General features: G+C 39.6%; 9 protein-coding genes. 1 reads left to right on the top strand and 8 read right to left on the bottom strand.

Going from position 1 to position 12,935, the window contains the following annotated elements:
* Positions 1-7 precede the first annotated feature (7 nt).
* The 5 genes from C1721_RS06330 to metG all read right to left on the bottom strand — a co-directional run bounded on the left by C1721_RS06330 (position 8) and on the right by metG (position 6,856).
* Positions 8-1,321 (bottom strand): UDP-glucose dehydrogenase family protein, encoded by a 1,314-nt coding sequence (locus tag C1721_RS06330; RefSeq protein ID WP_102407614.1) that lies wholly within the window; start codon positions 1,319-1,321, stop codon positions 8-10.
* Positions 1,322-1,337: 16 nt separating this feature from the next.
* Positions 1,338-2,267 carry a UDP-glucuronic acid decarboxylase family protein gene (locus tag C1721_RS06325; RefSeq protein ID WP_102407613.1) on the bottom strand — a complete coding sequence of 310 codons (930 nt, stop codon included), beginning with the start codon at positions 2,265-2,267 and terminating at the stop codon, positions 1,338-1,340.
* Between the two features lie 337 nt (positions 2,268-2,604).
* Entirely contained in the window at positions 2,605-3,621 is a 1,017-nt protein-coding gene (locus C1721_RS06320) for a Gfo/Idh/MocA family protein (RefSeq protein ID WP_102407612.1), read from the bottom strand.
* 12 nt (positions 3,622-3,633) lie between these two features.
* The gene (locus C1721_RS06315) at positions 3,634-4,773 is read right to left on the bottom strand and encodes a DegT/DnrJ/EryC1/StrS family aminotransferase (protein ID WP_102407611.1); all 1,140 of its coding nucleotides are present in this window, start codon (positions 4,771-4,773) and stop codon (positions 3,634-3,636) included.
* Positions 4,774-4,816: 43 nt separating this feature from the next.
* Entirely contained in the window at positions 4,817-6,856 is a 2,040-nt protein-coding gene (metG, locus tag C1721_RS06310) for a methionine--tRNA ligase (protein WP_102407610.1), read from the bottom strand.
* 114 nt (positions 6,857-6,970) lie between these two features.
* Here metG and C1721_RS06305 point away from each other — a divergent pair, with 114 nt between their 5' ends.
* Positions 6,971-8,047: an SGNH/GDSL hydrolase family protein gene (locus C1721_RS06305; RefSeq protein ID WP_102409277.1), complete on the top strand. Its 1,077-nt coding sequence runs from the start codon at positions 6,971-6,973 to the stop codon at positions 8,045-8,047.
* 88 nt (positions 8,048-8,135) lie between these two features.
* Here C1721_RS06305 and C1721_RS06300 read toward each other — a convergent pair whose 3' ends face one another.
* The 3 genes from C1721_RS06300 to C1721_RS06290 form a co-directional block, all read right to left on the bottom strand.
* Positions 8,136-8,513, bottom strand: coding sequence for a HepT-like ribonuclease domain-containing protein (locus tag C1721_RS06300; RefSeq protein ID WP_102407609.1), 378 nt, complete (start codon positions 8,511-8,513; stop codon positions 8,136-8,138).
* Complete coding sequence (locus C1721_RS06295; RefSeq protein WP_102407608.1) at positions 8,506-8,799, bottom strand: nucleotidyltransferase family protein; 294 nt, start codon at positions 8,797-8,799, stop codon at positions 8,506-8,508. Before C1721_RS06295 ends, C1721_RS06300 begins: the two co-directional genes overlap by 8 nt.
* Before the next feature lie 137 nt (positions 8,800-8,936).
* Positions 8,937-12,893, bottom strand: a complete 3,957-nt coding sequence (locus C1721_RS06290) for an InlB B-repeat-containing protein (protein ID WP_159063542.1) — start codon at positions 12,891-12,893, stop codon at positions 8,937-8,939.
* Positions 12,894-12,935: the final 42 nt, after the last annotated feature.

Here is a 12,935-nt window from a genome sequence, read left to right as displayed (position 1 = left end):
TTATCTTTCATCGCCCTATACAATGGTACTCAAATCCGTATTCTTCCATTTCTTTGATATCATAAATATTTCGACCATCTATTACCAACGGATTTGCCATTAATTTATGAACAGCTGCCCAGGAAGGCATGCGGAATTCTTTCCATTCGGTAACAAGTAACAGGGCATCAGCGTCAACAACAGCATCGTAAATATCTTTTGCATAACGGATTGTATCTCCTACCCGACGACGGGATTCGTCTATGGCTACCGGATCATAAGCACATACTTTGCAACCGGCTTCCAACAATTTTTCTATGATAACTAACGCAGGCGCTTCTCGCATATCGTCTGTTTCCGGTTTGAAGGCTAATCCCCAAATGGCAACGCGTTTACCTTTCAAATCTCCTTTGAATTGTTTTTCCAACTTGCGGAAAAGAATAGATTTTTGATCTTCATTTACATCTTCTACCGACTGAAGAATACGCATCGGATATCCATTCTTATTTGCCGTTTTTATCAATGCTTTTACATCTTTAGGGAAACAAGACCCCCCATAGCCACATCCGGCATACAGAAAACGGTGACCGATACGGTCATCTGTTCCGATTCCTTTACGGATCATATTGACATCGGCTCCTACAATCTCGCAAAGGTTTGCTATATCGTTCATAAAACTAATACGAGTAGCCAACATAGCATTAGCTGCATATTTAGTCATTTCCGCAGAAGGGACGTCCATGAAGATTACGCGAAAGTTATTTAATAGAAATGGGCGGTATAATCGAGTCATCAGCTCCTTCGCACGTTCGGATTCCACGCCTACAACGATACGATCCGGACTCATAAAGTCTTTAATGGCAGCTCCTTCTTTTAAAAATTCAGGATTAGACGCTACGTCGAAAGCAATATCCAATCCTCTTTTATCTAATTCTTCCTGAATAGCTTTACGTACTTTCTTTGCCGTACCAACCGGAACGGTACTTTTAGTAACGACTAAAAGGTGTTTATTCATATTACGTCCCACTGTACGGGCTACTTCCAGCACATATTTTAAATCGGCGCTACCGTCTTCGTCAGGAGGTGTTCCAACAGCACTGAATACAACTTCCACCTCATTGAGGCATTCGGTCAAATCTGTAGTAAAATGAAGGCGACCTGCTTTTTTATTGCGATTTACCATTTCTTCCAGACCTGGCTCGTAAATAGGCATAATACCGTTATTCAGATTTTCTATCTTTTTGGTATCAACATCCACACAAAAAACTTCAGTACCCATTTCTGCAAAACAGGTACCACTGACAAGGCCTACATAACCCGTTCCTACTATAGCGATTTTCATATAAAGATTTTTTCGATTACAAATTACGGAAATATTCAATGGTAGGTTTTAAACCTTCTTCTAATTTTACTTTAGGTTCCCAACCGTTTAGCTTTTCTTTTGCAAGAGTGATGTCGGGCTTACGTTGTCTCGGATCATCGGACGGTAACGGCATAAAAGTAATTTTGGATTTAGAACCCGTCATACGAATAACGATTTCGGCCAGTTCCAACATAGTAAACTCACCCGGATTACCTAAATTAACCGGGCCGGTAAAATTCTCTGTCGCCATCATACGTATCATCCCTTCTACCAGATCATCCACATACTGAAAACTACGGGTTTGTGTTCCATCACCGTAGATAGTAAGGTCTTCACCTTTCAATGCCTGCACGATAAAGTTGGAAACCACACGGCCATCATCCGGACGCATATTTGAACCATATGTATTGAATATACGGATAATCTTTACATCCACGTTGTTTTGGCGATGGTAATCCATAAACAGTGTTTCGGCACAGCGCTTGCCTTCGTCATAACAAGAGCGAAGCCCTATCGGATTAACATTTCCCCAATAGCTTTCTTGCTGAGGATGCACAATAGGATCACCATACACTTCACTGGTGGAAGCCTGCAAGATACGCGCTTTAACACGTTTTGCCAACCCTAACATATTAATAGCACCGATAACAGACGTTTTTAAAGTACTTACGGGGTCAAACTGATAATGAACAGGTGAAGCAGGACACGCCAGATTATAAATTTCGTCTACTTCAACATAATATGGAAATGTTATATCATGGCGAACTAATTCGAAATAAGGATTGTTTAATAAATGAACAATATTTCGCTTTCGCCCGGTGAAATAGTTATCCATGCATATTACATTGTTCCCTTCTTTCAGAAGGCGTTCACAAAGATGTGAGCCAATAAATCCGGCACCACCGGTAACCAAAATCTGTTTCATATTATTCCTCCTCATTTATTTATGCGCAAAGCTGCCATATAGATACACCAAAGGCTCGTCACTCCCATATATGGTGCGACAAAACTGCCACAAAGATAGGAATTTGGATAGATTAAAATTCATAAAATAGTAGTTATTTATCTGTTTTATGGCTTTCATTATTTGAATGGAAAGAATTTAGGTCAAGGTGTATTTCCAATTCAGACTGAGTTATAACAGATTTCGCCAATTTTCTATGCTTTTCCAGTAAATCTATTCTCATAGAGATAATATAAAACATCCCGATGATTTCAAAAAATCATCGGGATGTTTTATAAAAATGATCAGGATGTTTCTATTATTTCAACGCATAGATACGTTGGATAATGTCTACCACTTTCATTCCTTCCAAAACATTAGTGGTTATGGCCTCCGCACCTGACAAGACATTAACGACATTACGGATAACGAAATTATGATTCTGAGCAGAACCTTTATACGGGCCATAATCATTACCCGGATTAGTTGGCGCTAATTCCGGCATTGTATAATCCTTGATATGGCAATATTCCACTTCGTTCATATATTGTCCGCCAATCTTAACACTTCCGTTCTCTGCAACGATCAACATGCTGCTTTCCATATTCTTATCCCACACAGAAGTAGAATAGTTCAGGCTTCCCATACCACCGTTCACAAACTGGAAATTTACAAAACCAGAATCTTCAAAAGCGGTCAGTTCCTTATGATTAAAATCGGCAAAACGAGCCTGGATATTACATATATCGCCAAACAGCCAATACATTATGTCTATGAAGTGCGAGAACTGGGTAAACAGAGTTCCACCATCCAGAGTCGCATCACCATGCCATCCGTCCGGTTTATAATAGCGATTGTCTCGATTCCAAAAACAATTCAGCTGCACCATATAGATTTTACCGAGTTTTCCGGATTCTACCATTTCCTTGATCCATACGGAAGGAGGTGAATAACGGTTTTGCATGACACAAAACACCTGTTTACTGTATTTCAGAGAAGTATAAACCACTTTTTCGGCATCGGGCAAAGTCAATGCCATTGGCTTTTCAATAACTACATGATGCCCGGATTCAATAGCACAAATCGCCATGGATGCATGCAAGCCGTTAGGGGTGCATATATTAATAACATCTATATCCAGATCAGACTCCAGCAATTGCTCCAAACTTTGTACAAAGGGAACATCATAAGTTTCTATCCCCAACTCCTCTTTTGGCCGGATATCACATAATGCAACCAATTCCGCACCTTCATCACGTGAAATCATTTCCGCATGGCGCTTACCGATATGGCCGCAGCCAACTACTGCAAAACGGATTTTATTCTTTTGTTTCATTTCCTACCTTTATCAAGCCAATTGATCGGCTTCCTGTACAGTCTTTATAATATAATCCTGCACCTCTTTCGTCATCTCCGTATGAATCGGAATAGACAAAACCGATTTACATAAATCAGATGCCACCTTCGGTTTAGTAGGCATAAAAGCTATGCCTTTAAACGCATCCTGATCTTGTAACGGCAGTGGGTAATAAACTGTTGAAGGAACGCCTTTCTCCCTTAAATACTGCTGGAAGAAATCACGCTTTCCATCTTTTATTATAAGAGTATATTGATGGTATATGTGTGATGAGAAAGATGATTTCTGCGGTATTTTAAGATATTTACAAGATGCAAGCATTTTATTATAACGAATAGCCAATTTAATCCGGTAGGCATTAAACTCATCCAGATACTTCAACTTCACATCCAGTATAGCCGCTTGAATCGTATCTAAACGGGAATTGCATCCTATCACTTTATGATGGTATTTACTCTCCTGTCCATGCATGGTAATCATACGGATACGTTCTGCCAAACGTCGATCGGCTGTTATTATGGCTCCTCCGTCTCCATAACATCCCAATGGTTTAGACGGAAAAAAAGAAGTCGTACCGATATGTCCTAAAGTACCAGCCTTTCTAAGCGCTCCATCTTTATCAATATAATCAGCTCCAAGTGATTGGGCATTATCTTCTATTACATACAAGTGATAAGCTTTTGCAATATTCAAAATAGTTTCCATATCGCAAGCCTGCCCAAACAAATGTGCAACAATAATAGCTTTTGTGCGTCGTGAAATACATGGTTCTATCTGCCAGGGACTAATATTAAACGTTCTAGGTTCAACATCTACCATCACAGGAACTAAACCCAATAAGGCGACTGCTTCTGCGGCAGCCACATAATTAAAGGCAGGCACCAAGACTTCATCTCCAGGCCGTAATCCCAAAGCCATCAATGCTATTTGCAAAGCATCAGTTCCGTTTCCACACGGAATGACATGCGAAGTCTTCAAATAAGTCTCAAGATGAGTACCAAACTCCTTTACTTGCGGACCATTAATAAAAGCGCAACTCTCGTTGACAGCAAGAATAGCTTTGTCAATCTCGTCCTTCAAACGAAAATATTGAGATTGAAGGTCGACCATTTCTATTTGTTTTCCAGACATTATTTCTTAATACTTTTATTATACGAACGCAATATACAACTTATTATTTTACCTCGCTACCCGGTTTCACTTCTTTTTCAGGAGTAATAACAGCCAATTTTCCGTCAAAATTTTCCGCAGAAAGGATCATGCCTTCCGAAACAATGCCTTTCAGTTTGCGAGGAGCCAGATTAGCAATAAAACAAACCTGCTTTCCTACCAGTTCTTCCGGGCTATAATGCTGAGCAATACCCGAAACGATGGTACGTTTCTCCAAACCATCGTCAATACGGAACTGCAATAACTTATCGGCTTTCGGAACTTTAGTGCATTCCAATATAGTTCCTACACGAATATCCAATTTCATAAAATCATCGAAAGCAATGTTCTCACGTACCGGTTTTGCCTTATAATTAGCTTCTTCGTTTGCTTTTTTTGTATCCAGCAATTTCTGAACCTGAGCTTCAATTACACTGTCTTCAATCTTTTCAAACAAAAGCTCTGCTTTTCCCAATTGATGACCAGCCACCAATAAGTCAGTTGCCCCCAGCCGATTCCAGCCAAGCGGTTCTACATTCAGCATCTTATTCAACTTTTCCATGCTAAACGGTAAGAACGGTTCAAATGCTATAGCCAGGTTTGCCGTAATCTGCAGAGCGATATTCATAATGGTAGCTACGCGGGACATATCGGTCTTAGCCAACTTCCAGGGTTCAGTATCCGCCAAATACTTATTACCGATTCGTGCCAGATTCATTGCTTCCTTCTGCGCATCCCGGAAATGGAAAGTATCCAACAAACGTTCCACATTCGCCTTTACATCTTCGAAATCCTTTAGCGTCTGGCGATCATAATCTGTCAACTCTCCGGCAGCAGGTACTTTTCCTTCAAAATACTTATCCGTAAGTACTAAAGCCCGATTTACAAAATTACCTAAAATAGCAACCAGCTCATTATTATTACGTGCCTGAAAATCTTTCCAAGTGAAATCATTATCCTTCGTTTCCGGTGCATTGGCAGTCAGGACATAACGCAACACATCCTGTTTACCTGGCATATCCACCAAATATTCATTCAGCCATACCGCCCAGTTACGTGATGTAGAAATTTTATCTCCTTCCAGATTCAGGAACTCATTAGCCGGTACGTTTTCCGGCAGATTATAAGAACCTTCCGCTTTCAACATGGCAGGAAATACGATACAGTGGAATACAATATTATCTTTTCCGATAAAATGAATCATTTTCGTTTCGGGATCTTTCCACCAGGTTTCCCAGCTATCAGGCAGCAATTCTTTTGTATTAGAGATATAACCAATAGGAGCATCAAACCAAACATAAAGCACTTTTCCTTCAGCCCCTTCTACCGGAACAGGAATTCCCCAATCCAAGTCACGGCTTACCGCACGAGGTTGCAATCCCATATCCAGCCAGCTTTTACATTGACCATATACATTAGGTTTCCATTCTTTATGCTCTTCCAAAATCCATTGACGCAGGAAGGGTTCCCATTTATCAAGAGGCAGATACCAATGCTTTGTTTCACGCATTACAGGCTCACTTCCACTAATAGCCGATTTCGGATTTATCAGATCGGTAGGGCTCAAAGAAGTACCGCAAGCCTCACATTGGTCGCCATAAGCCTTTTCATTACCGCAATGCGGACATGTTCCAGTAATATAACGATCCGCAAGGAATTGCTTCGCTTCCTCATCATAATATTGTTCACTCGTTTTCTCGATGAACTCGCCTTTATCATACAAAGTACGGAAAAAATCCGACGCCATTTGGTGATGTGTTGCCGAAGTCGTACGGGAATAGATATCAAACGAAATGCCGAAATCTTCAAAAGACTTCTTGATTATACCATGATAACGATCCACTACATCCTGCGGAGTAATACCTTCTTTTTTAGCCCGTAATGTAATAGGCACACCATGTTCGTCCGAGCCACCTATCATTAAAACGTCTTCTCCTTTAAGACGAAGATAACGTGCATAAATATCGGCAGGCACGTATACTCCGGCAAGATGGCCAATATGTACAGGTCCGTTAGCATACGGCAAAGCCGTAGTTATCAGCGTTCTTTTAAAATGCTTTTCCATACTTTGTGATTTCTTTTTGAAATACAAAGGTAAGGAATTATTATGAAAGTAAGATATTGGAGATTCGTATTCTATTTTATACCTTTGAAACAATATTTTATTAACAATACACATATGAAAACTCCTGTTATTTTAATTTCATTATTCCTCTTATCTCTATCTCTTTCGATAAAAGGGCAGATCGTTTACCATGACGCATCCGTTTTTCCTCTTTTAGGCAAGGCTACACCTGATACTTACACACGTTACAGCCGTTTGCCTGAATCTTTAAAAAACATATCAAGAGGGCCTGTCTGGGAATTAGGGCAAAACAGTGCCGGACTTGCTATTCGCTTCCATTCCAACTCCACAACCATAGCCGCAAAGTGGGAAGTATTAAACAATAATGCCATGAACCACATGACTCCAACCGGCACAAAAGGTCTCGACCTTTATTGTTTACAGGACGGAAAATGGATATTCGTTAATAGCGGACGTCCAACAGGAAAAGACAATACGGCAACTATCATTTCCAATATGAAACCGGAAGAACGGGAATATATGCTATATCTGCCATTATACGACGGAACTGTGTCTTTGAGTATAGGCATCGATTCATTAGCAGAAATCACACAACCGAAAGTAAACCTGCCGGTAAGAGAAAAACCCGTTGTATTTTACGGCAGCAGCATTCTTCAGGGAGGATGTGCCAATCGTCCGGGTATGGCACACACCAATATTCTGTCCCGTTGGCTAAACCGTGAATGTATTAATCTAGGATTCAGTGGTAATGCCCTATTAGATTTGGAAATAGCAGAGTTGATTTCCGGAGTGGACGCTTCGATGTTCATATTGGATTTTGTTCCAAACGCGAGTGTCGACCAGATGAAAGAGCGGGCGGTTAAGTTCTATTCCATTATCCGCGAAAAACATCCGGACACGCCAATCCTTTTTGTAGAAGATCCCATATTCACCCATACCCGTTTCGACCAGCAGATAGCGAAAGAGGTAAAGGATAAAAATGACGAGATCAATGCGATTTTCCGTTCTCTAAAACAACGGGGAGAGAAGAACATCTATATGTTATCTTCCAAAGACATGATAGGGCACGATGCGGAAGCAACCGTAGACGGCATCCATTTTACAGACTTAGGTTTTATGCGATACGCGGAATTACTTTATCCGATATTGAAAAAGCAAATAAAAGAATAGACCGTCAGGAATTACATTTAAAATAAAAAACTCGCTCCGCTAAATCCTTCAACATAAGATTATCAAACGGAGCGAGCCTTTTTACTTACTAAGAATCTATTAAATCCTGCTTCATTTTTTGGATTTCATGGAGTAAAGAAGGTATATCATTTTTAATGACATTAAATATTTCCTCTTCATCAATTTTATGATATTCATGAGCAATGATATCACGTAAACCCATGATTTCAGTCCAAGGTATACATGGATAATTTTTCAGATACTCATGATTCGTTTTGTAATCAATTGTTTTAACACTTTCCCCTATAAATATTAATTGCATGCAAATACCACTTAAAATAAACATTCCATCCTGAGTTAATAAAAAATCATCCGAATCAATTATTTCTCCTGATTTATTCTGAATAAGAAGAATCGAATCTTCTATTCTGTCCAACAAACTTAATATCCGATCTTTATCAAACATAAATCAAATCTTTAGAAATGCTCTTTTCAAAAGCTGAACCTGAAAGTTGTTTGCGCAAACGGACTATATCTACCTTACAACCTAACAAAGCTTCCAATTCTTGTTTCATTCGACTACGCAATAAAATATCAGGCTTACCTTCATACACAATATCGATATCGCTACTTTCCGTTTGTTCATTGCGGACAACTGAGCCAAAAAGCCCCATTCTTACAATGCCATAATGCTTAGCCACATTCTGAAAGTAATTATGCAATAATTCCAAACATTCTACTTTTGTCTTCATAAACAGAAACTTATTTACAGACAAAGAAAAGAATTTTTTTTCATTTATAATCAAAAGGTATATAAATTCAACAAGTTATATCAGTAAAACCACACTAAAAGACAAAGGCTTGCATTTCTTTGCAAGCCTTTTCTGTCTTATCGTATGGAAACCTTCACGGGTTTATTATCACCGACCTTTACAATATATTCTCCACTTAGTAAATAGAATGCAGAATGGCCTTCGGGAATAGATACATTATATACCATCTGCCCGCTAAAGCCCCAAACTTGCAGATTCGAAGTTTTCGCCGTCTCTATATACAAAGTATGTTCTTTCGTATAAATACGCACACCATCCTTTTGGATGGACTCATTATCTAATGGTATGCTTGCATTACCGAACTGTGCACTTAAAACACAATTGTCGGTCACGGTATACGGATAAGGATTCAACGTATTGCCATCACTCCACTTCAAAAACAGATTACCATTATCCGGAGTGGCAGTTACTGTTACCACCGTACCATGTTTTACGGTTCCAGTCTTTGAAGCACTTATTCTCCCTCCTTTATTCTGTTCCAAAGAAAAAGTATAATTATTCAATTCCAACCCGGACACCTCAACCTTTACATTATCGGAAACATTATTTAATGTATAGAACTGCGTTTTAGTCTCAGTTGACGAACGAAGGGCCAAGTCCGGCTCCACAACATCACCATTTGCTGTTACCTTCACCGAACTTTTACTATATTGAGGCAGAATAACCAGTTTCAACTGAATATTGTCTCCGGATTTCAACGCCTCCGCATTCGCATTGACTGCCCCCATACCGGCACCTGGTATCACAGGTAAATCCACTTTCAACAAATTCTCGTTCGGAAGAGAGACAAACAAAGGCAATAACTGTTGAGCATCTTTCACCGCTATAATGCGCGGATTATCAACCTTTCCATCATTCCACATAGAGAAACGCTTGCCTGCCGGTGATTTCGCCAGCAGATAAACCATCGTCGTAGGCGTCAGTGCCTCATTCGTTATCTGCTTAGCCGTCTCCATATTAAATGCAATAACATTGTCGGCCAACTTAAGTGTCGTTTTATTCAACCGGATGCCATCAACCGAAATCACATAGTTCTCAGCTATATTATACAGACTATATACATCTTTATATACAGTAAGCTTCTCACCATTCGCATAAACCACTGGTTCCGAATCACTATAGTCACTTTCTTTACTGATATAAAACTTAAACGTCCCACCCTTCTTCACAGAAGTAGAATAACCTGTCAATGGTTTCACTTTTGCTCCGGTCAGTGTAGGTAATACCATCAAGAATCCGGGATCTTCCTGCACAAAACGAGCCTGAATAGTAGTATCTTTCTCTACCAGTACCAAACGCGGATTATCGCTCGTCCCGTCCGTCCATGAAAAGAATTTATAATCGGCATCCCCTTTAGCAGTTATTGAAACCCGGTCGCCATGGCTCACCGTACGAGGGGCGCTGTCTTCATCGTCTCCTGTAAAGCAAATATACCCGTTTGCCGATTGTTTCAATGTTACCGTATGGGTAATACCGGTAATTCCACTCACATTAACCGTTATATTCCCTGTCTGATTGTTTAATGTATAAACACCTTTTGTATTTGGCAAAAGCTCTTTGTTATTCGCCATTACTTTGAGATCATCCAACGATTCAAAATAGTTTTTGTCTACTACCAGTTTAAATTCAAATGTTCCGCCACTGGCAACTGCCGATATGACTTCACCACCCTCCGGATTAACCGCTGTTACCCCTTTTGGCAATACAAAAGTAATCGTAATTTTTCCCTTCCCAAACGTAATATTACGTGTGGTTACCCCATCTTTATAACCGTTTTTCTTTGCATAAGCATCCACGCGTATGGTCTTATCAACCGAAAGACTACTGATCTGGAACGGCTGAGTATAGAGTTTCGGAGCAGAGCCGTCTATACTATAATATAATGTGGCAGCAGCATCCGTATTCACCAAAGAAACAGTCACGCTCTCTCCTGCCGGAATATAATCCGTAATCGAAGGCGTTGTTATTACCTTAGGCGCAGAAGCGGACGGACGAAGATCCGCAAATTCTGCAGAAATGGTTAGGCCATCATTTCCAGGCATAATCGTATCAACCGAAGTAGTAGTATATATATTACTCCCTATTGTTAGCTTGGTCAGGCTATAAATAGATGAATCCGGTATAGCAGTTACTGTTAAAGCAATTCCGGCTCCTACTTTTTCATTATTCTTAATCTCTATATTTCCGCTATTTACTACAATCCGGCCATTTGTCGGCTTTAATATGCTAACGGCATTACCCAAAGTCCACTTCGCATAGAAAGTTTTATTTCCCATTGAATTCTTTTCCAATGTAGCAATACCATTCGTCAAAGCGGCATCCGTATACCAACCGGCAAAAGTATAGCCACTACGAATCGGATTAGGCAAAGTGATATTTTCCGATTCATAAGTATATGTATCAGGCACAGTAACTCCCGTAGGGAAAGAACCATAGTAAGTTTCAAATTTAATTGAATATTTAGCAGGCTCCCATTTGGCATAAAGCTCAAAGTTCTTTTCTGTCCCTTTAGGAATAACCGGAGGAACCGGGCTACCTTGCAATCCTGCATTATCATACCAACCGGCAACCTGATAAGCTCCGTTTACAGGAGTTTCAAGAGTTACGGCATCATCTTTAGTATAAGGATGCTTTTCATCTCCCATCGGGGTCATTGTCGGTTTCCCTTCCGGAACTTGCCAGTGATAGGTAATATAATAAGTTCTATTCCATTTTGCGTAAAAAACTTTATCACCTACAGTACCCTTGGGTAAAGAAAAAATGGGATCGTCTGTGAAATCGTTCTTTGCACACCAACCCATAAATTTATAACTTTCGTCGGGTGGAGTGAGTTTCGGCAAATTAAATGGGGTATCTTCAACTACATAAGATGCATCCGAAGGTCCTGTTCCTTCTGTTGTATAATACTGAATAGCATAAAGCTTAGACCACTTTGCATAAAATATTTTTGGTTCTGTAGAACCCTGAGGTATAGAAGTTACCGCATTTCCTGTAAATTCTTTGTTATCATACCATCCCATAGACTTATAACCTGCTCGGGTTGGATCTTTCAATGATATTTCTGATTCAATAGTGTAATCTTGTGGATTATCGGTATTGACACCTTCATTGAGGTTATAAGTAATAGGATAACGGATTGCCTCCCAATGGGTTGTAAGATTTCTTTCATACGGATTTGATGTTGCTCTTGGAAATAAAGATTCCACATCCGCTTTTTGTCCTGACTCATAATACCATCCATTAAAATCATATCCTTTTTTCTTTGGCTCCAATGGTGGAGGAAAAGAAATATCCTTAGTTTCTATGGTATAAGACGTTAATAAGCTAGTAGGATTTGTACCACCGGCAGGATTGTAAGTCAATTTATAGTCAACTATTTCAACCGAAAAAGAAGAAGAAGCTCCTTTTTGGCTAAAACCAGTCATACTATAGTCAGTCATATACTCACCATTTCTATTTAAAACAGAGCCTTTCATTACTATATCGTCTATAGTCTTAACAGACTTTAAAGAATAACTTGTTCCATCCGAACCAGCAATAATGCCGGCACCATTAGTTGCCGTAGCCATAAAAGTTCCTTTCTGAATATTAAGCGTACCTGCACTATAATTTATAGTGCTAGCATCATATCCATTTTTTCCTGAACCCAAAAAGCCCCCCGTTGTACCTTTAGCTGTCGCTGAAACTGTCCCTCCTCCTACAATTGTTAGAAAGCCCCCTTTCATCTCTATACAAATAGCCGCTCCGTCATTCTCACGAGCAGCGGACAAGGTCTGGTCATTTAAATCAAGCACAATTTTACCTGCAGAAATAACTATAGGATTATCACCGAGCTCTATAGGAGAGGCTACTAGTTGAATATAATATGTATTTGTTGGATTATTTGCAGCGTCATTGACAGTTGTTCTTAATTCATTAGCCGAACCAACAAGAACTTTTACATCTGCACTCCAAACCACAGTTGTTCCCAATACTGCAAAAACCAATATCACAAAGTACTTTAAATAATTCATTCTTGTTTTCATATACTTAAAACTACTATATTGCAATCCGTC

Source organism: Parabacteroides bouchesdurhonensis, assembly GCF_900186615.1.
GTDB lineage: Bacteria > Bacteroidota > Bacteroidia > Bacteroidales > Tannerellaceae > Parabacteroides > Parabacteroides bouchesdurhonensis.
Note: the sequence above shows the minus strand (reverse complement) of the source record. Positions and strands in the feature narration are given on the sequence as shown.